A 16,703-nucleotide genomic window follows, 5' to 3' on the forward strand; every position below is an offset into this window, starting at 1 on the left:
CGGCTCCCCGGCCACCCTATATCTAAAGACAACGGCCACTCCCTGAATCAAGTGGACGTAGCCCACCCTTTCTATAAACCCCTCTCTTATCTCCTCCCTTACCGGCAACACGTTGGCGAAGTCTCCGCTGGAGGATGCCACATAGACGTCGACGCGCTCCATCAAGCCGTCTCTCGTGCTTCGGGACTCTATATATACGGGCCCCTCGGCGTGGATGTGGCGCACCTTTGCTATCTGCTTAACTCTTGACAAGACGTAGTTCACCGTCTGCTGTATCTGCTCTTTAGATGCCAGCGGTACTAGTATAATGGCTGGCGGCGCCGCGATCACGTAGCTCACAACCCCCTCTTAAATATTTTTTTCGTTGCTACAGCGACGCCCAGCCCCACCCCCATGGAGATGAGGTACGCAGAGAGTAGAAATAGGGGAATTCCGAAAACGCTACTCTCCACCGTGACCGTGACGACGTTGGATCTGTTGGGCATTAGGTAGCTGTTGCCTAGAAATTCGGCATATATCTGGTAGACGCCTGTTTTTTGAAACCTTAGCGGTATCGTGGCGTTACCGTTTATGTTTACCTCCTCAACCTCAGTGGTGTTATACGTCTTGTTTATCTTGTATATCCTAACTAGCCCCTCGCCGGCGCCTACCGGGCTTGCGACAGCTATAGCTACGGGATACCCCACGTCGATTAGCGCCGTCTTCCTGGGACTCCTTAAAGTCACCTCCGAGGGATTTCTAACCACTGCGTAGAGCCGAGACTCGCCGCACGGGTAGTAGCTGGCGTCGCCTGGGAAATACGCAGTCACGTTGTACAAGCCGGTTGTGTTGAAGACCAGCCACCTCCCGGCGCCGCTCCCGTTTACGTACACATTCACCGGGAGAGCCGTGTCGACTCTCACCTGGTATCTTCTGAGGACGTAGAGAGAGCCGTTGCCCGCGGCGTCGCCTACTACGTCGAAATGTACGGCGCACCTCGCCCTGTCTATGTATATGTAGGTGGAGCTCTCCGCATCTGAGTAATTGGGGTCGTAGCTGACGAACCTAGCCACCACCTGGAAAACCCCCCCTCGGGGCGGCGACCACAGACCTCTATACGACGACGCGTTTCCTGAGAAGAGCGTCGTCGTGTTTATTGACACAGTCAGCCTCCCCGGCACCTGCGGCTGTATAGATACCTCTATGGGTACAAACTCGCCGTATACACCCCTCTTCGGGACGTTGAGCCTAATTTCGACGTAGGCGCTGCCGACAAATATGTTAAATGTGGTGCTTACGCTTATTAGACCCGGCGCCTCTTTCAGCGTGGCTGTGGCTAGGTATGTTCCAGCTGGCAGGTTTTTGATAGATAGGACTCCGTAGCCGCTCACCACCGGGACAACGTAGCTGTATGTGTGTTGCCTACTTGCAAGCTCTACAGTAAGCGTCGCGTTGATTGGGCGGCCAAATAGCGTGACTTGGAATGGGATAGACAGCCCTTGCCCGTATGTTATTGAAAACGTCTTATTGACCTTAACCTCGGGTCTCGCTGGGATTATGTATATAGCGGTGGAGGCCGCGGCTTGTCTAAAGTTTCTATTAGCTGGTAAGAAGATTACAGTGAGGTTGTGAGTCCCCGGGGTTAGCCCCAGCGTGTCGATTACTGCACCCTTTCTGGCGCCGTCAAACAACACAACTAATTCGCCAGCCGGCTGTATAGTCGACTTGACATTTGCCGAGAGTATGAGCACCTTCCCATACTCCACTATGAGGGGGTTGCTGAAGGTCCCGTTTATTGAGACGTCGAGGTTCACCGGCGCGGGTACTATGCGGAAAGTAGACGACGCAGAGGCAGATGTGATATTCCTATCGCCAATGGCCTCTACATAGATTTGGTAGGTGCCCGCGTCGAGTAGGGGCACTCTCAACGCCAGGGGGGACTGCGCCGTGGTCATCGAGCCGTTTACAGCAATTCTGAGTTTTGACTTGTATTCTCTCTGGCCGACGTAGGTTCTAACCGTGATGTCTATGGGCTCTCCGTAGGTGTATTCGGGCTTGTGCAGGAGGACAACCCGGGGCGTGGCTCTGTAGATCGTGATGTTGTACCTAGCTACGCCGCCGCTGTACGCCAGCGCCATGGTGTAGTTGCCCCCGCCCAGGCTCCACGTGTCTATCTCCACGACGTTGCGCGCCGCTACGGAGAGGGGGCCGATGTTGAGCACGCCGTATCTGGGCGGCGGCGTGAAGACTATCCTCATAACCTCGCCGAAGACATTGCCTGTAACTGTGACGTTAGGGACGACTACGATAAGCGCCTTTTGGTAGAAAACCCCGTTGCTCGCCAATACTTGGTAGACACCTGAGTAGTTCGGCGTGTAGTCTACGCTCAAGCTGGGCAACCTACTCCCGTTTACGTACAGGGAGAGCCCGCTACAACTACCCGTCAAGTCTTGACTTACCTCGACGCTCACCGATATACGTGACGTCTTGTTCGCCACGTTTATGCTAAAGCGGCACAAGTCTACAATAGGGAGCCGATATGTTCTGTTGTCAATGCGCAGAGCCACGGTGCCGTTCGCCTTCGTCGGCCTTAGGCCGACGGCGACTCCGTTTTTTATGGGCTTTATGTAATCCACGTAGGCGCCCTCTATCGAAGACACGTTGGAGGCGCCGCTTATTGTGAGGTTTGTGTAGGTATACGCGTTTACGTAATTTGGTTCTATAGAGACGCCGTGTATGTTTTTAAAGGCGAGGAGTAATAACGCCGTGAGCAAGATGATTACTTTCGACGTCTGGGGCACGCTTCTACCTATTGAGCCGGCTATAAAAACTGTTGTAGAGGTCCTCCACAAGAGCCTCGGCGGGAGGGTGCCCTTCCAGACCGTCCACGCGCTTGTTAGCGAGGAGAGGAGAAAGATGAAGCTAGCGAGAAGGGAAAGGCACGAGGTTGTGCCGCCCATCTCCGTCATGCTCAACATCCAGAAGCAACTGCGTAGCAGGGGGGTAAACGCCTCTTTTGACGTCTACCAGGTGCAAGACGCCGTGGATGAGGCCGTCTCGCGCCTCGAGGTGGCGCCTTATGAAGACGCCGTCGAGGCGATAAAGGTGGCCAGGGGGGAGGGCTACCGCGTCGGAGTTATCTCCAACGTCTTGATGTGGCGCTCGAGAGCCACTAGAAAGTTGCTAGAGGGGTTGGGCATCTCCAACCTCCTGGATCTGCAGATATATGCCGACGACATTGGCTACGTCAAGCCTGCAGTTCAGATATTCGAAGCCGCCAGGACTCTGCTCCTCGGCGACGTCGTTCCAGACGTCTACCTACACGTAGGCGACGACTTCTACGAGGACTTCCTCGGCGCGTTGACCGCCAGCTACGGCGCCGTCTTGGTGGATAGGAGAGGCGACTACGCGAAAAAAGAGGTTATCGAATCCGTGCCGTGCCGCGCCTACATAGTGAGGAGCTTGAAGACTCTGCCCCTAGTCCTCCACGAGGTAGAGGCCTGCGCCTCTACCCCACCTTAGTGGAGAGGTACCTCGCGTACTCTACTATTGCCTTGACGGCGGGGGACTCCGCAGGCTTGAGCTTCAGCACCTCTACCTCAAGCGCCTGCCGCACCGCCTGCACCAGCTTGTCGTAGGGAACTACGTGTGGCGGCTCGCCGAAGGCGTTCTCCACCACCTTCTCCCAAGGCGCTGAGTGGAGGACGCTTATGGGGTAGCTGGGTATGTACATGTTTAAAACCGGCTTCAGCCTGGCGCCTCCCACAGCGTCTTGGTAGCGCCTAGTGGCCTCTATGGCTGTGACGTCCGGCGTGACGACAGGCACCACGTAATCTACCAAGCCCGCCACTGGGCTGTCGGAGGCGATGGGGGGCGCGTCTACTACAAGTAGCCTAGGCCTCAGTCGGTTCTCCACCACGCTAAACACGTATTCCAGCTGCCTTCTAGACAGCGGCACATCCTGCGTCATGAATGTGAAGACTATCTGAAAAGCGCCTTTTTCAGTATTCCAGCGCCTAATGTAGAAAGCCCTAAGCGGCTCCGCCAGTCTCCCAGCTACGTAGTCAGAGAGAGACGGCCTCCCCCAAGAGGCGAGGACGTCGCCTAGGAGGATCAGGGCGGCCGTGCCAACGTTGGGCGTTAGGTCAACGTAGACCACGGGGTAGTGAGTGGCCTCTCTCCAGAGGTAGGAGAGAAGAACCGAGGCGTTGAGGGCGAGTGTAGTCTTGCCGGTGCCCCCCTTGGTGCCGGAGAGGAAAATTATTTTTTTCATATCTCCGGGGCCGTCACGGGGCGTTTCTTAATCTCGTCTGGCGTAGGCTCTTTTGCCTCTACCCGCGTCTCGACTTTCTTCTCTTCTCTACGCCACACGAGAAGGACGACGCTCACGGCGTACAGCGCCGCGGCTATCCACGTGACCCCCAGTAGAGCTAGTATAAACGCCGCCAGGTTCATCAACACTCCCACGATAAGCCTCACGAGGCGGAGTTGATAACGCTCTTATATTTGTAACGTGGATTATCTAACCACCCTGCTGTAGCTTAACAACGCGCTTTCAATAATATCGCACAAGCCCTCCACGTCACCAGCCTTCGCCCTCACCCACAGAGGGGTGTCTCTCTTCAAGATATACTTCTTGCCGATCTTCTCCAGGTGGCCCGACGCCAGCAGAGCCTCGGCCATGCTGGACACCTTAAACACCACCGATCTGTTTGGCCTCATCTTCGCCTCGGCCCACCTAGCCACGTCGCCAACTACGAAGCTGACTACGTTGCCCCGGGCCCCCGCCACCACCTCCACGAGGTATCTAGCCAAGATTTCACACATCTTCATCGAAAATAACCCGCGTATCGTATATATATACCTTTACCGCCACGGCCGTGCGCGTGCTGGCTATCGGCACCACCGGCGTCAACATGAAGCCCCTCTCGGCACAGCTGGAGAAGTGCCACAAAGAGATGGGGAGGGGGAGGCTGGGGGTGTATTTCGTGGAGGAGGAGCTGAAAAAAGAGGTGGACTGGGTGATCTTCCTCGACAGCGACGACTACTACTGGCAGGAAAGGGCGTGGAGAGAGGCCGCGACGAGGACCATAGCAAAGGTGGAGGAGGACGGGGCCGAGCACGCCGTCCTTTTCATGAATCTGCCCTACTTCCGGAAGAGCCGGTTTTTCCCAGCGGTGGACATCTCTGTTTTGAGAGCCTACAGGCCGGATGTGGTGGTTACGCTGATAGAGGAGGCGCACGTCATCTGGCGGAGGATACAGATACGGGAAGAGCGGGAGAAGACCGGCGCCTTCTTGAGGCTTAAGGACGTATTTGCGTGGCGCACGGCTTCTATACTGCTGGGGGACACCATAGCTAAGGCCCTCGGCGTCTCCAACATAGTAGTGGCGGTGAAACACCCCGCCCACGTTATATACAGAATCGCATTAGAGGGCGCGAGGCCGAGGTTCTACCTCTCCTTCCCCATCACATACGTGAGGGGCGATCCAGAGGCGAGGAGGGAGATCGATAGGTACAGATCGCTGATGCTTAGTAAATTCGTGGCCTTTGACCCGCTTACCATGGACGAGCGGGTTCTTAGACTGGCTAAGAAGAGGGGCCACGTGGCTGTGGTGGAGGCGGAGGAGCGTTGGCTTCTGCCTCCCGGCGTCAAGCCGGCGGTGGAGGACGAGCCTGAGCTCTACCCAATGGAGATACCGGCTGACCAAGTGGAGGAGGTTTTGCTAGACATCGACAACTTGATTAGGTTCAAGGACTTCCGCTACATTCTCCAGTCGGACGCAGTGGCTGTGTATAGGCCATTTATGAGGCAGATGTTTCACAGAGGCGTCTTCAGCGAGGTTATGTACGCCACAAACACGGCCCACAAGAGGCTGTTCATATACATGCCTCCCGAGGATAGGCTGGCTGGCGTGGACTCCCCCTTTGGCGCAGGTGTCGGCGCGGTGGAGGAGGATTTTGAGAAGTTCCTCGCCGCTATTGAGAAGTTTGCTTCTCGCTTCTCAGCCGGTTGATAAATTCCTGGATCTTCTCACGCCCTCTTATCTCAAGGTAGCCCACCCTCTCGTCAAATACATAGAGGGTGTCCTCGTCTGCGAAGGGAATGTGTATTACCTTGACCTCGGGGGTCTGGAGAGTTACGGAGTCCCGCGTTACTAAATACGCCTTCACGCAGATTCCCACTCTGCGTATCTATATTTGCTATGCATAAAATTGGCGCCTATTACTGGGGTAGAAGTTTCAGAGTCGTCTAGCTTCTTCACCTCTCAAGCCGACCGAGCTTCAACATTTAAGTACCCTAGCCACTACCTCTATGGATTTTAAAATTGTCGGTGGACTAGTGCTGGGGGTTATCATAGGCGTCCTACTGGCGATGTCTATCCTACCGAGCCAGCCCACGGCTCAGAAGCCCAAGTGCCCAACTTCGGTAGACCTAATTAAGCAGAGGGGGAAGCTTGTCATGGGGACTTCCGCCGACTGGCCTCCATACGAGTATGTAGAGGGAGGCACCGTCGTTGGAATAGATGTGGACATCGCGAGGCGCATCGCGCAGAGCCTTGGGGTGGAGCTTGAAGTGAGGGATATGAAGTTCTCCGCCTTGATCGAGGCCGTGAAGAGGGGGGATGTGGACGTGGTGCTCGCCGACATGGCCATAACGCCTGACCGCGAGAGGCAGGTGCTCTTCTCTATACCGTATCAGGTGGACTCCTCGGTAGTCATAGCGAGGCGGGGCGCGCCGATACGCTCCGTCGAGGACTTGAGGGGCAAGGCGGTGGGCGTCCAGGTGGGTACCGTGCAGGAGGATTGGGCTGTCAAGACGCTTGGCAACTTCTCCAAAATTGTGAGGTACGACAAGGTGTATCCCTACATGGTGGAAGCCCTGCGGAAAGGTGACCTAGATGCGATAGTAGTGGGCGGCGTGGTGGGCAGGGCTGTGGTGAAGAGGTATCCCGAGTTTGAGATTGTTATGTCCACCGGCGTTAGGTACAGCGCGGTGGCGATGCCCCTCTGCGCACAAGACCTAAAGCTGGAGGCCGACAAGGTGATCTACGGCATGTTGCAGTCCGGCGAAATGGAGCGTCTGATATCTAGCTGGGTTGAGAAATGGCTCTACTCATAACGCTGTATACCTTGCTGAGCTTTATCTCGCCCTTCGCCTCCTACACCTCGGCGACGATAGACGGGACGCCCGCCGTCGTGTATGTAGCCGACAACGTGGTGAAGTGGAGCATAGGCTACATGAACGTATCGACATACGACCCCAGAGGGGTGGGGGCAGTGGGCATGATCTTCCTCTTTCCTACCAACTCGACGTATTGCTTCTGGATGAAGAACACCAAGATCCCTCTAAAAATCGTGTGGGTGATGGGCACCTCCCCCACCGCGTTGTCATACGGGAGGCCGCTGGATACCACTCACATCTGCGGCTTTGGTGACAAGGTCTTGGAACTCATGCCGGACTTCCCCACGCCTATGCGGGTGGAGATCGGCGAGCAACGACGTCTTCACTAATCAGTGGGGTTCATCTTCGTCACACTTTAAAAATAGCCCCTTTTTAAAAACGTGTGGTACATAACTGCGGCGCTGGTGCTCTACGCGGCTTCCATAGCCGCGGGCATCGCAGGCCAGGCGCTCCTCTCCGCAGTTTTCGGCATAGGCTCCACCGTGGCGGTGGCCACGTATTTAACCAAGGCCCACTCTCTGCTGGTTAATCTGAGAGAAAAGCTGTGGGATAGGCTCGCCGCCGTGTGGCTCGGTGGTGAGTACGCCGCCGCTATTTGGCTCTACGTGCTGTCGGGAGTAGGGGCTCAGATACTCTCTGTACTGCTGGCGGGCCAGTTGGAGACTCTGGCGTCTACTCTCCCCATAGGCACCGTGCCCAACGCCGCAGTTGATCAAGAGGCTTTTGGCAAACTGCTGGGCGTAGCGGCGCTCGGCCTCGGTTTACTTGGGCTAGCCCTTGTCTGGCTCGTCTCGTGGGCATACCTAATCGAGCTATTTACCCGAGATCTCTACCTAATTAGGGCGGTGGCCGGCGTCGGCACTTTCAAGCCATATAGCGCAACTTTTTACATAATTCTAAGCATCGTCACCCTAGGATTTTTATACTTCTACTGGCTATACTCGGTATGGAGGTGGATTTCACAACTGACGAACTTGACGAAGTCGCCTCCGCCGTCGCAAGGTCTAGTTGCAACGTAGCGCTTACAGGCGCCGGGGTTTCCACGGCCAGCGGAATACCCGACTTCAGAGGCCCACAAGGCATATGGCGGGTGGTTGACCCAGAGAAGTTCGATATTGAATACTTCTACAAAAACCCCGACGAGGTGTGGGACTTGTTTGTAAACCTCTTCCTCCCCGCCTTCAGCGTGAAGCCGAACCCGGCGCACTACGCCCTTGCCGAGCTTGAAAAAATGGGGAAGCTGTGCGCGGTGATTACGCAGAACGTGGACATGCTTCACCAAGCCGCCGGTAGTAGAAACGTGGTGGAGCTACACGGGGCTTTGAGAGAAGCGGTGTGCACCCAGTGCGGGGCGAGGTACCCCCTCTCCGAGGCCGTAAAGCGCCGCGTCTCGGGGGCGCCCAGATGCCCGAAATGCGGCGGAGTTTTGAAGCCCGATGTTGTTTTCTTTGGAGAGCCCCTACCCCGGGACGCTGTTAGGGAGGCCTTTATGCTGGCGGAGATGGCGGATGTCTTCATGGCTGTGGGGACGTCCCTAGCCGTCTACCCAGCCAACCAGCTACCTGTGGTGGCTAAGAAGCGGGGCGCCAAACTCGTAATTATCAACGCAGATGAGACCTTTTACGATTTCTACGCCGACTACATATTGAGGGGCCGCGTCGAGGAGGTATTACCAAGACTAGTGGACAGGGTCAAGAGCATGTTATTTTAAACAGGCTCCTATTTAGCAACGCCGCCTCTGCCTTTCTCTTCACTTCCTGCGCTTTTATACACTCAACATCCTCTTGTATTAGGCCTAGGGCCTCTTGTAGAAGTTTTTCAAATTTGTCTAGAGAACCCTCCTGTAGCTTTACATACGCCGCTGCAAGCATGATTAAGCCTTGGAGAGTGGGGTTTCTAGTCTCTCTCCAGATGTCCTCCAGCGCGTTGTGCGCCTCCCAAAACCTCTCGGCGTTGAATAATTCAACAAACCGCCTCACGCCGCCCTCGACTCTCTCGAAAGTGATGTCTACGACGTCCAGCACCCTGCCGCCAAGTATTTTCTCCACCTTGTTTATTACAGCATCTACGTCCTCCTCGGTCTTCACATCTACCTCTAAATGTCTCGTGGCGATCCGCACCGTGATTACCGGAGCGACGGTCCTCGCTTTTTTGATTAGTTCCTCTCTATGCGCAGGTGTGTATCCCGGGTTTTCAACTATGAGTAGCTTCCTCATTTAAGAACCGACAGTAACGTAGTTGTGAAATCCACAATATCTCTAAATGAAACCATCCCCACCAGCTTACCTGAGTGGTCAATCACTGGGAGGTGTCTGATGTTTAGCTCTCTCATTTTTTCCATGGCCTCTACTACCAGGGCGTCTTCTCTTATCACTATTGGGTTCTCCGTCATTATCATCCACGCCGGCGTGTCGGGGGACAGCGCCCTGGCCAAGACGTAGACAATGTCTCTCTCTGTGATTATTCCAATGGGTTTGCCCTCGTCGTCGACTATGACAACGCTACCGATCTTGTTTTCGTACATTTTAATTGCTATATCTCTTACCTTGTCGTTTTCCTTGGCGGTAACCACATTTTTTACCATTATGTCAGAGACGCGTAGAGGCAACTCCCTTCTTTTTATCAGTGGCATGTATTTGCTATTGTGCAGATATTTATATTTTGATTACAGTTTTCTTAATGGTGAGGTCTAAGTCGACTATTACTTTGACATCTCCATAGATTTCTTTGAGTTTCCTCACGGTGGCCAGCATCCTGTCGATTTTCCTCAGGAAGTCTAGGTTGTCTTGAAGGGGGCCGCCTGCGTAGAACTCCACGCCTTCGGCAGGCTTGAGATCTATGCCGAAGGCGAAGGCCAGCTCCTGGAACTTAAGCCACCTCTCTTCCACGGCCTCCAGCGCCGGGCGGTTGACTCTGTACTTCTCGGCGTACTCTCTAATGGCGGATAGGATGTTCTCCAGCTCGGAGAGTGATAGGTAAATCATCGGGCTAGGTAGTAGGCGATTTCCACATTGTCTACGCAGAACCTCACCATACCCGGCGCGAGGTCGCGGCAGTTGAAGGAGTTTAGCCTGACCTCCTCCCTCGGCAGGGGCGGTATTGGTTTTGGCTGCGGCAGAGGTGGCATAACCTCGGGCAACTGGGCGTTGGTAATATAGCTTTCGGAGGGGCCTATGACAAGGGAATACTCCTTTAGCCCCAGGTCGCCGGCCATCTTGCCCGCCTCCACTAGCACCTCCAAGACGGAGGACAAGGCCTCGTATAAATACCCCAGTGTTCCCAACCCAATTACGTAGTTACCCACCTCTCTACTCGCCAGCAGAATCGGCGTGGCCTCGATTTGAGGGAGAAGGTTTCTGACGTGCCAAATTACCTTGTCTATGTTTTTTGAGTTGACTACAATCATAATGTTATTCTAATTCTATCGCCTAGCTTTTCTAGATACACAACGTCGTCTGGCCCTAGAACTTTTAGAAGGACCTCTTTAATGGCAGGTGGTACTTGCAGTTCGGCTACTCTTACCTTGTAGAGCCTCCTCTCGCTCATGGCACCACGATTAAATTCCTCCCCTTGAAAACCACGTACATGTCAGGTGGGAAGTTTCTCAGTAGGTTTATAGGCACACCTGTTGAGCGTGGGGGCCAGTAGAAGTTCACCTTTGTGCCTTTTATAGCCACGGGCTTTGCTCTGTATCTCTGTAGTAGGGACTCGACGTCCTCAATTATCTGTAGTTGCGAGGTGTACAAAATCATTGCCACCACACCACGACTCTTTTATATATTTTCCTTTGGGGGGTAAACTATATATACGCTTGTGTCGAGAGGGGCGATGCAGGGCATTATCCTAGCCGGGGGCTTTGGGAAGAGGCTGGCGCCTCTGACCTCGGAGGTGCCTAAGCCGCTGTTGCCGGTGGGCGGCAAGCCTATTTTGGTGAGGCAGATCGAGTGGCTTAGAGGACATGGCATAACTGACATAATTCTCGCAGTTGGCTACTTGAGGCAGAAGGTGTTTGAGGCCGTGGGTGACGGAAGGAGGTTTGGCGTGAGGATTTTCTACAGCGTAGAGGAGGAGCCCCTCGGGACTGGGGGTGCCGTGAAGAACGCCTCGCTGTTCATCACAGAGGACCCGGTAGTTGTGGTGAATGGCGATGTGTTGACTAACATCCCGGTGGATAAGATGGTGGAGGCGCTGGGCGACGCCGAGGGGGCCATCGCGCTTGTCCCGTTGAGGAGCCCCTATGGCATTGTGGAGTTCGACAGCGGTGGCTTTATCACTAGGTTCCGGGAGAAGCCGCTTCTAGATGGCTTCTTTATAAACGCCGGGGTTTACGTGCTTAGGCGGAGGGTGTTGCAGGAGTTGCCCGACCGGGGGAATATTGAGGAGACTCTCTTCCCGAGGCTCGCCCAGCAGAGGCGGCTGAGGGCGGTGGTGTTTAGAGATGTGTTTTGGCGCTCGGTAGACAGCCTAAAGGATCTAGAGGAGGTAGATAGGTTCTTTGCTGGTAATAATGGAAATTGAAGAGGTAGTTCTAAAACACGCGCTTGCTAACGCCGTTAGGTACGGGGGGAAGGCGGACGTCAAGGCTGTGATGGCGAAGATAATGGCGGAGGTTCCCGCGCTGAGGACTAGGGCTCGGGAGGTTAGGCAGGTGGTGGATCAGGTGGTGGCGCGGGTTAACTCTATGCCTCTCGAGGAGCAGTTGAAGATTTTGAGGGAGAGGTGGCCCGAGGTGCTTGAGGAGAGGAGGCCGGAGCAGAGGCGGGCCGGCTTGGAGGGGCTGCCCGAGTTGCCGAAGGTGAGGGGTGGGGTGGTTGTGCGCTTTGCGCCGAATCCTGACTTCGTGCTACATCTGGGGAGCGCCCGCCCCGCTGTCCTCAACTACGCCTACAGGCTTAAGTACGGCGGCCGGTTTATACTCAGGTTTGAAGACACAGACCCGAGGACTAAGAGGCCCCTAGTGACTGAGGAGGTGGACGCGTACCAGGCTATTAGGGAGGATTTGAAGTGGCTTGGGGTTAAGTGGGATGAGGAGTACATCCAGTCCCGCCGGATGGAGATCTACTACGAACACGCGAGGAAGTTGCTAGAGATCGGGGGTGCCTATGTGGATTTGTGCAAGCCGGAGGAGTGGAGGAGGCTTAGAAACGCGGGGAGGGCGTGCCCCCACCGGGAGCAACCGCCGGAGGTCAACCTGGAGCTTTGGGATAAGATGCTTGGGGGGAGTTTCGGGGAGGGGGAGGCTGTGGTCAGAATCAAGACAGATCTGGCTCATCCCGATCCCAGCGTGAGAGACTGGGTTGCTTTTAGAATTATAGATACCTCCAAGACGCCGCACCCCCTAGTTGGGGATAGATACGTGGTGTGGCCTACGTATAACTTCGCCGTGTCTGTAGACGACCATCTAATGGGCGTGACCCACGTGCTTAGGGCTCAGGAACACAGCGTAAATACGGTTAAGCAGTCTTACGTGTTTAAGCACCTCGGCTGGGAGCAGCCGGTAACCATCCACTTCGGCAGGCTTAGGATAGAGGGGGCTACCCTCAGCAAGTCGAAGCTCAAGGCGCTTAAGATTAGGTACGACGACTTGACCCTCCCCACCCTCGCGGGGCTGAGGAACAGGGGGATACTGCCGGAGGCTATCTGGGATTTGATACTCTCCGTGGGGATAAAGCCTTCCGACTCCACAGTGGCTCTCGCCAATCTCTACGCCTACAATAGGAAATACGTGGAGCCCATTGCCGATAGGTACATGTACGTGGCGGATCCCGTCAAGCTCGTTTTTGAGGTGGACCGGGAGCTGGCGGCGCGCGTGCCGTTTCACCCCAGCTATAGGGAGAGGGGGGAGAGGGTGTATAGGCTGGGTCCGGGGCGTGTGGAGGTGTATGTCCAGCGGCGCGACGTCGAGGCTGGGAAGGTCGTGAGGCTTATGGAGCTGGCCAACGTAGAGGTCGAGAGGGTGGAGGGAGACGTGGCGTATGGCCGTCTCCACAGCCTCGGGTTGGAGGAGGCGAGGCGCGTCGGCGCGCCGATAGTTCAGTGGGTTTCTCAGCCCATCGAGGTGAGGGTGGTGAGGCCGGCGGCGGTGGGTAAAAAGGAGGTGGAGGTGGGCCTCGGCGAGAGCTATCTCGACACTGTGGAGGTGGGCCGCTATGTCCAGTTCATGCGGTACGGCTACTTGAAGAAGGTGGGGGGTAGGGAATTTGTCTACGTACATGACTAGGGTCCTCTTCGACGCGTTGACGCCTAAGCAGGCGAGAATAGCCGCAGTTCTCCATATAGAGGGCGCCCAGCGGGGGGTCGAGGTGGTGGTTACATGTAGAGACTATATGCACGTGGCCGATATGCTTGAGCTATACGGCGTACCCTACCGTTGTGTCGGTAGGTACGGCGTGTCGCTTTACGAGAAGCTCGTATACGGTCTGGAGCGGCAGAGAGCTTTGGCAGACGTGGCGGTGGAGGTCGACGCCATGGTGGGCTTCCCGTCGCCCGACGCCGCCCGTGTGGTGTTTGGGCTGGGCAAGCCGCTAGTGGTCCTTAACGATACCCCCCATGCGCATCACGTCAATAGGCTTGTTATCCCCCTCTCCGATGTGCTGGTGGCGCCAGCCGCGACGCCGGAGGAGGCTTGGAGGAATTACTGCCCCAGGAGGGTGGTGACGTTCGACGGAGTGTTTGAATATATGTGGACTTCTAGGTTTGCCCCAAACCCCGACGTGGTGAAGAGCCTGGGGCTTAGCCCCGGGGGCTACGTGGTTTTTAGACCTGAGGAGGCGCACGCGGCTTACTACCGCTGGGACTACGCAGACCTCCGCAGGAGGCTTGTGGATGAGGCGAGGCGTCTCGGCTACGTAGTGGTGAACATACCCCGGTACCCCGACCAGATAATGGATGGCGTGGTTAATCTCACAAAGGCCGTGGACCACCTTCAGCTTGCCTACTTCTCCGCAGGTGTTGTGACAGGCGGGGCCTCTATGGCCACTGAGGCGGCGTTGCTGGGGGTGCCCGCCCTCTCCTACTTCCCGGAGGGCTACTACCTAGATGACTACCTGGCGAAGAGGGGGGCCCCCTTGTATAGGTGTAGAGACTTGGAAACTTGTCGAGGGGCGCTGCGTGAGATGTTGAGAGTGGGTAGGGCGGGTCCGCTTAAGCTGGAGGATCCCTCAAGGGTAATTTTCGAAGTGGTGTCCGGCGTTGTTTCAAGATAACTTTTTTAATCACTGCTTTAGTGGTGGACATGGGCATCAGGTCTGTGGCCCTGTTTAAAGTGGGCCGTGACTACGGCGTGACTTTTCTAGATCTGAAGCTCGCCGGGTTGAAAGAAGCCGGCGAGAAGGCGGGGAGGCTAAGTGGCGAGTTGGAGTCTATCGAGCGCGAGCTCGTGGGCGTCGTGCCTAGGCTGGAGGAGATGTATGCTCTTGACGTGGCGATGGAGGACGCCGCGGGTAGGAGATACGCGGCGAGGCTCTACGCCCACGGCGGCGTGATTCACTACGTGGTGCTGATTTCGCCTAAGAACACGGTGAGGAGCTTGGCCAAGAGGCTCTCGGCACAAGGCTGGAAGCCGCTTGTTTGGATAGAGAAAAAGGGCGTCAAGAGGAGCGCCCCCAGCGAGACAGACGTTCAATAAATTCCAGAAACCCGCTCCTCTCGGCGTAGCTCAGCCAGTCCACGGCCTCGTCTAGACAGCCGCCCCCCACCACACACCGCCTTATCGCTTCAAAAGTCTCGTCCTGTCTCCTCTTGGTGACGTCTATCTGCACAGCCCAGGGCCACCTCTCCTTGGCCTTGACGTAGACAACGTCCAGCATCTCCGCCCAGACGTTGTCAAGCACCTTCTTCAGAGGCCACCCCCTATCCACCAGCTCTCTAAACAAGACGTCTGGCGCCTTTCTCAACACCACGACGGCCTCCGGATCGGGAGACAGCTCCACCACGTGCGTGTCCACCACATCGCCGGGGGCGACGGCTCTACACACAACCTCGGCGGCGCGTGCCAAGTCGCTAATTTCGTAAGTCGCGAGCTCAGGTATGTACACAACGTAGGGGGTGTTGGCCAGTACCTCGCCAACTGTGACGCACCTTGTGCTGAGAACCTCGGCGAGTTTTCTGCAGTGGGTTGTCTTGCCGACGCCCGGCGTGCCTGTTATGAGGGCCTTAGGGCGTGGTGCGGCGCACGTCACGTGGAAACGGCACAACGTCTCTGATGTGGTCGGCGCCGGTTATCCACATCGTGAGTCTATCCACCCCCAGCCCGAAGCCAGAATGCGGCACCGAGCCGTACCTCCTAAGATCTATATACCACCAATAGTCCCTCGGGTCTAGTCCAAACCTCTTTATCTTGTCCACGAGTTCTCTCTCGTCGTATATCCTCTCGCCGCCCCCGATCACCTCGCCGTAGCCCTCCGGCAGGAGGACGTCGAAGCTCAGCGTCACCTCCGGCCTCCTGGGGTCATTCCTGTGGTAAAACGCCTTCAGCTTCTCGGGGAAGCCGTAGAGCACCAGAGGCTTGTCGAACTCCAGCGTCAAGGCCCTCTCCTCATCGGCGCCGATGTCGTCACCCCAGTTGATAGAAACGCCCCTCCTTCTCAGAATCTCCACGGCCTCGTCGTAGCTCACCCGGTAAAACGGCGGCTTCGCCCTCTCTAGGTATTCAGTCTTCCTCCCCAGCAATTTCAACTCGTCCTGCCTCTCCTCAAGCACCTTCTCAACTACGTAGCTGATCACCTCCTCGCCGACGCGCGCCGCGTCCTCCATGCCGGCCCACGCCATCTCCATCTCAGCGTGCCAGAACTCGGTGAGGTGGCGCCTCGTTCTAGAGGGCTCCGCCCTGAAGCTGGGCGCGACTACGTACACCTTCTCGAGGCTGTATATCAACACCTCGAGGTAGAACTGCGAGCTCTGGGTTAGGTAAACCGGCTGGCCGAAGTAGTCCACTTTGAATAGGGTGGCGCCGCCCTCCACAGCCGCCGTTATGAACATTGGCGTGTGCACCTCGTAGAAGCCGCTCCTCCTAAAGTATTCATGTATCGCGCCGAACACCGTGTGTCTAATCTTCAACACAGCCTGCATTTTCCTACTCCTCACCCAGAGGTGCCTCACGTCTAGGAGGTACTCGCTGTCGGCGGCGACGGCGTCTTCATTTATGGGATAGGGCTCGCCCCTGTAGGCCCAGTCTATACTCTCGACGTGAAGCTCCACGCCGCCAGGCGCCCTGGGCTCCCTCACCAACGACCCGGTGACAACTAGCGAAGATTCTAGATTCAGATCCTCGGCCTCTCTAAACCTGTCCCTGGGAAGCACTAATTGAACTACGCCGGTGGAGTCGCGAAGCAAGATGAATATCTTCTCCTTCAAGACCCTCTTACGGTGCACCCAGCCCCGTACCGTGGCCCTACCCTCGCCTCTCTTCAAAACCTCGGCTATAGGCTCCGCCTTTTTATAAGGCTCCATCGCTAATCCTGCCGAACCTCTTTATATATACCCACCACCAAGCCGCCGGCGCACTCGCCGGCTTGCTTACCCACGTAGTCACCCTCTT

At 56.1% G+C, this 16,703-nt stretch carries 24 protein-coding genes; 10 read left to right on the forward strand and 14 right to left on the reverse strand.

What is annotated here, in order from left to right; all coding sequences use genetic code 11:
- Together ACP5J3_RS04340 and ACP5J3_RS04345 are read right to left on the reverse strand one after the other, a co-directional pair.
- The coding region (locus ACP5J3_RS04340) for a hypothetical protein (RefSeq protein WP_428494543.1) at window positions 1-339 on the reverse strand (339 nt) is incomplete at its 3' end.
- The gene (locus ACP5J3_RS04345) at window positions 336-2,780 is read right to left on the reverse strand and encodes a hypothetical protein (protein WP_428494544.1); all 2,445 of its coding nucleotides are present in this window, start codon (window positions 2,778-2,780) and stop codon (window positions 336-338) included. The genes ACP5J3_RS04340 and ACP5J3_RS04345, both read right to left, overlap by 4 nt.
- Between ACP5J3_RS04345 and ACP5J3_RS04350 the strand changes: the two genes are divergently transcribed.
- The gene (locus ACP5J3_RS04350) at window positions 2,755-3,501 is read left to right on the forward strand and encodes an HAD family hydrolase (protein ID WP_428494562.1); all 747 of its coding nucleotides are present in this window, start codon (window positions 2,755-2,757) and stop codon (window positions 3,499-3,501) included. The two genes, ACP5J3_RS04345 and ACP5J3_RS04350, sit on opposite strands and share 26 nt — an antisense overlap.
- Here ACP5J3_RS04350 and ACP5J3_RS04355 read toward each other — a convergent pair.
- The 3 genes from ACP5J3_RS04355 to ACP5J3_RS04365 are packed head-to-tail and all read right to left on the reverse strand — an operon-like array spanning window position 3,488 to window position 4,812.
- On the reverse strand, window positions 3,488-4,252 hold the full coding sequence (locus tag ACP5J3_RS04355) for a ParA family protein (protein ID WP_428494545.1): 765 nt from the start codon (window positions 4,250-4,252) through the stop codon (window positions 3,488-3,490). The genes ACP5J3_RS04350 and ACP5J3_RS04355 overlap by 14 nt on opposite strands.
- Window positions 4,249-4,458 carry a hypothetical protein gene (locus ACP5J3_RS04360; RefSeq protein WP_428494546.1) on the reverse strand — a complete coding sequence of 70 codons (210 nt, stop codon included), beginning with the start codon at window positions 4,456-4,458 and terminating at the stop codon, window positions 4,249-4,251. Before ACP5J3_RS04360 ends, ACP5J3_RS04355 begins: the two co-directional genes overlap by 4 nt.
- 39 nt (window positions 4,459-4,497) lie before the next feature.
- The gene (locus ACP5J3_RS04365; RefSeq protein ID WP_428494547.1) at window positions 4,498-4,812 is read right to left on the reverse strand and encodes a DNA-binding protein; all 315 of its coding nucleotides are present in this window, start codon (window positions 4,810-4,812) and stop codon (window positions 4,498-4,500) included.
- A 47-nt stretch (window positions 4,813-4,859) separates the two neighbouring features.
- Here ACP5J3_RS04365 and ACP5J3_RS04370 point away from each other — a divergent pair, with 47 nt between their 5' ends.
- Window positions 4,860-5,996: a hypothetical protein gene (locus tag ACP5J3_RS04370; RefSeq protein ID WP_428494548.1), complete on the forward strand. Its 1,137-nt coding sequence runs from the start codon at window positions 4,860-4,862 to the stop codon at window positions 5,994-5,996.
- On the opposite strand, the gene ACP5J3_RS04375 is transcribed toward ACP5J3_RS04370, so the two are convergent.
- A complete protein-coding gene (locus tag ACP5J3_RS04375; protein ID WP_428494549.1) occupies window positions 5,959-6,165 on the reverse strand; it encodes a hypothetical protein in 207 nt (68 codons plus the stop codon). The genes ACP5J3_RS04370 and ACP5J3_RS04375 overlap by 38 nt on opposite strands.
- 130 nt (window positions 6,166-6,295) lie before the next feature.
- Here ACP5J3_RS04375 and ACP5J3_RS04380 point away from each other — a divergent pair, with 130 nt between their 5' ends.
- The 4 genes from ACP5J3_RS04380 to cobB are packed head-to-tail and all read left to right on the forward strand — an operon-like array spanning window position 6,296 to window position 8,876.
- The gene (locus tag ACP5J3_RS04380) at window positions 6,296-7,102 is read left to right on the forward strand and encodes an ABC transporter substrate-binding protein (RefSeq protein ID WP_428494550.1); all 807 of its coding nucleotides are present in this window, start codon (window positions 6,296-6,298) and stop codon (window positions 7,100-7,102) included.
- A complete protein-coding gene (locus ACP5J3_RS04385) occupies window positions 7,087-7,494 on the forward strand; it encodes a DUF192 domain-containing protein (protein WP_428494551.1) in 408 nt (135 codons plus the stop codon). The genes ACP5J3_RS04380 and ACP5J3_RS04385 overlap by 16 nt, the downstream gene beginning before the upstream one ends.
- A gap of 51 nt (window positions 7,495-7,545) precedes the next feature.
- A complete protein-coding gene (locus ACP5J3_RS04390) occupies window positions 7,546-8,184 on the forward strand; it encodes a hypothetical protein (protein ID WP_428494552.1) in 639 nt (212 codons plus the stop codon).
- Window positions 8,112-8,876 (forward strand): NAD-dependent protein deacetylase, encoded by a 765-nt coding sequence (gene cobB / locus ACP5J3_RS04395; protein ID WP_263244517.1) that lies wholly within the window; start codon window positions 8,112-8,114, stop codon window positions 8,874-8,876. The genes ACP5J3_RS04390 and cobB overlap by 73 nt, the downstream gene beginning before the upstream one ends.
- Here the strand turns inward: cobB and ACP5J3_RS04400 are convergent.
- Genes ACP5J3_RS04400 through ACP5J3_RS04425 form a run of 6 tightly spaced genes read right to left on the reverse strand, consistent with a single transcriptional unit; the run spans window position 8,857 to window position 10,917 of the window.
- Complete coding sequence (locus ACP5J3_RS04400) at window positions 8,857-9,381, reverse strand: DUF309 domain-containing protein (RefSeq protein ID WP_428494554.1); 525 nt, start codon at window positions 9,379-9,381, stop codon at window positions 8,857-8,859. The genes cobB and ACP5J3_RS04400 overlap by 20 nt on opposite strands.
- A complete protein-coding gene (locus ACP5J3_RS04405) occupies window positions 9,378-9,797 on the reverse strand; it encodes a CBS domain-containing protein (protein WP_428494555.1) in 420 nt (139 codons plus the stop codon). The genes ACP5J3_RS04400 and ACP5J3_RS04405 overlap by 4 nt, the downstream gene beginning before the upstream one ends.
- Before the next feature lie 22 nt (window positions 9,798-9,819).
- Window positions 9,820-10,149: a hypothetical protein gene (locus ACP5J3_RS04410; protein ID WP_263244511.1), complete on the reverse strand. Its 330-nt coding sequence runs from the start codon at window positions 10,147-10,149 to the stop codon at window positions 9,820-9,822.
- Window positions 10,146-10,571, reverse strand: a complete 426-nt coding sequence (locus tag ACP5J3_RS04415; RefSeq protein WP_428494556.1) for a hypothetical protein — start codon at window positions 10,569-10,571, stop codon at window positions 10,146-10,148. Before ACP5J3_RS04415 ends, ACP5J3_RS04410 begins: the two co-directional genes overlap by 4 nt.
- The gene (locus tag ACP5J3_RS04420; RefSeq protein ID WP_014288809.1) at window positions 10,568-10,711 is read right to left on the reverse strand and encodes a hypothetical protein; all 144 of its coding nucleotides are present in this window, start codon (window positions 10,709-10,711) and stop codon (window positions 10,568-10,570) included. The genes ACP5J3_RS04415 and ACP5J3_RS04420 overlap by 4 nt, the downstream gene beginning before the upstream one ends.
- Window positions 10,708-10,917 (reverse strand): hypothetical protein, encoded by a 210-nt coding sequence (locus ACP5J3_RS04425; RefSeq protein WP_428494557.1) that lies wholly within the window; start codon window positions 10,915-10,917, stop codon window positions 10,708-10,710. The genes ACP5J3_RS04420 and ACP5J3_RS04425 overlap by 4 nt, the downstream gene beginning before the upstream one ends.
- A gap of 76 nt (window positions 10,918-10,993) precedes the next feature.
- Here ACP5J3_RS04425 and ACP5J3_RS04430 point away from each other — a divergent pair, with 76 nt between their 5' ends.
- From ACP5J3_RS04430 to ACP5J3_RS04445, 4 genes are read left to right on the forward strand one after another with little or no spacing between them, the layout of a single operon-like run.
- Entirely contained in the window at window positions 10,994-11,683 is a 690-nt protein-coding gene (locus ACP5J3_RS04430; RefSeq protein ID WP_428494563.1) for a nucleotidyltransferase family protein, read from the forward strand.
- Window positions 11,673-13,385, forward strand: coding sequence for a glutamate--tRNA ligase (locus ACP5J3_RS04435; RefSeq protein ID WP_428494564.1), 1,713 nt, complete (start codon window positions 11,673-11,675; stop codon window positions 13,383-13,385). Before ACP5J3_RS04430 ends, ACP5J3_RS04435 begins: the two co-directional genes overlap by 11 nt.
- Complete coding sequence (locus ACP5J3_RS04440) at window positions 13,378-14,370, forward strand: DUF354 domain-containing protein (RefSeq protein ID WP_428494558.1); 993 nt, start codon at window positions 13,378-13,380, stop codon at window positions 14,368-14,370. Before ACP5J3_RS04435 ends, ACP5J3_RS04440 begins: the two co-directional genes overlap by 8 nt.
- Before the next feature lie 29 nt (window positions 14,371-14,399).
- Window positions 14,400-14,792 carry a hypothetical protein gene (locus tag ACP5J3_RS04445; RefSeq protein ID WP_428494559.1) on the forward strand — a complete coding sequence of 131 codons (393 nt, stop codon included), beginning with the start codon at window positions 14,400-14,402 and terminating at the stop codon, window positions 14,790-14,792.
- Here ACP5J3_RS04445 and ACP5J3_RS04450 read toward each other — a convergent pair.
- Together ACP5J3_RS04450 and asnS are read right to left on the reverse strand one after the other, a co-directional pair.
- Window positions 14,755-15,345 (reverse strand): AAA family ATPase, encoded by a 591-nt coding sequence (locus tag ACP5J3_RS04450; protein WP_428494560.1) that lies wholly within the window; start codon window positions 15,343-15,345, stop codon window positions 14,755-14,757. The two genes, ACP5J3_RS04445 and ACP5J3_RS04450, sit on opposite strands and share 38 nt — an antisense overlap.
- Window positions 15,320-16,615: an asparagine--tRNA ligase gene (gene asnS, locus ACP5J3_RS04455; protein ID WP_428494561.1), complete on the reverse strand. Its 1,296-nt coding sequence runs from the start codon at window positions 16,613-16,615 to the stop codon at window positions 15,320-15,322. The genes ACP5J3_RS04450 and asnS overlap by 26 nt, the downstream gene beginning before the upstream one ends.
- Window positions 16,616-16,703 lie beyond the last annotated feature (88 nt).

It is taken from the genome of Pyrobaculum sp. (assembly GCF_049971835.1).
GTDB lineage: Archaea > Thermoproteota > Thermoprotei > Thermoproteales > Thermoproteaceae > Pyrobaculum.

What these genes read in the sequence shown, in the direction of transcription:
- ACP5J3_RS04350 (WP_428494562.1), top strand. Translation starts at nt 2,755, where the DNA reads ATGATTACTTTCGACGTCTGGGGCACGCTTCTACCTATTGAGCCGGCT.
- ACP5J3_RS04355 (WP_428494545.1), bottom strand. Translation starts at nt 4,252, where the DNA reads ATGAAAAAAATAATTTTCCTCTCCGGCACCAAGGGGGGCACCGGCAAG.
- ACP5J3_RS04365 (WP_428494547.1), bottom strand. Translation starts at nt 4,812, where the DNA reads ATGAAGATGTGTGAAATCTTGGCTAGATACCTCGTGGAGGTGGTGGCG.
- ACP5J3_RS04380 (WP_428494550.1), top strand. Translation starts at nt 6,296, where the DNA reads ATGGATTTTAAAATTGTCGGTGGACTAGTGCTGGGGGTTATCATAGGC.
- ACP5J3_RS04385 (WP_428494551.1), top strand. Translation starts at nt 7,087, where the DNA reads ATGGCTCTACTCATAACGCTGTATACCTTGCTGAGCTTTATCTCGCCC.
- cobB (WP_263244517.1), top strand. Translation starts at nt 8,112, where the DNA reads ATGGAGGTGGATTTCACAACTGACGAACTTGACGAAGTCGCCTCCGCC.
- ACP5J3_RS04400 (WP_428494554.1), bottom strand. Translation starts at nt 9,381, where the DNA reads ATGAGGAAGCTACTCATAGTTGAAAACCCGGGATACACACCTGCGCAT.
- ACP5J3_RS04405 (WP_428494555.1), bottom strand. Translation starts at nt 9,797, where the DNA reads ATGCCACTGATAAAAAGAAGGGAGTTGCCTCTACGCGTCTCTGACATA.
- ACP5J3_RS04410 (WP_263244511.1), bottom strand. Translation starts at nt 10,149, where the DNA reads ATGATTTACCTATCACTCTCCGAGCTGGAGAACATCCTATCCGCCATT.
- ACP5J3_RS04415 (WP_428494556.1), bottom strand. Translation starts at nt 10,571, where the DNA reads ATGATTGTAGTCAACTCAAAAAACATAGACAAGGTAATTTGGCACGTC.
- ACP5J3_RS04420 (WP_014288809.1), bottom strand. Translation starts at nt 10,711, where the DNA reads ATGAGCGAGAGGAGGCTCTACAAGGTAAGAGTAGCCGAACTGCAAGTA.
- ACP5J3_RS04425 (WP_428494557.1), bottom strand. Translation starts at nt 10,917, where the DNA reads ATGATTTTGTACACCTCGCAACTACAGATAATTGAGGACGTCGAGTCC.
- ACP5J3_RS04430 (WP_428494563.1), top strand. Translation starts at nt 10,994, where the DNA reads ATGCAGGGCATTATCCTAGCCGGGGGCTTTGGGAAGAGGCTGGCGCCT.
- ACP5J3_RS04435 (WP_428494564.1), top strand. Translation starts at nt 11,673, where the DNA reads ATGGAAATTGAAGAGGTAGTTCTAAAACACGCGCTTGCTAACGCCGTT.
- ACP5J3_RS04440 (WP_428494558.1), top strand. Translation starts at nt 13,378, where the DNA reads ATGACTAGGGTCCTCTTCGACGCGTTGACGCCTAAGCAGGCGAGAATA.
- ACP5J3_RS04445 (WP_428494559.1), top strand. Translation starts at nt 14,400, where the DNA reads ATGGGCATCAGGTCTGTGGCCCTGTTTAAAGTGGGCCGTGACTACGGC.
- asnS (WP_428494561.1), bottom strand. Translation starts at nt 16,615, where the DNA reads ATGGAGCCTTATAAAAAGGCGGAGCCTATAGCCGAGGTTTTGAAGAGA.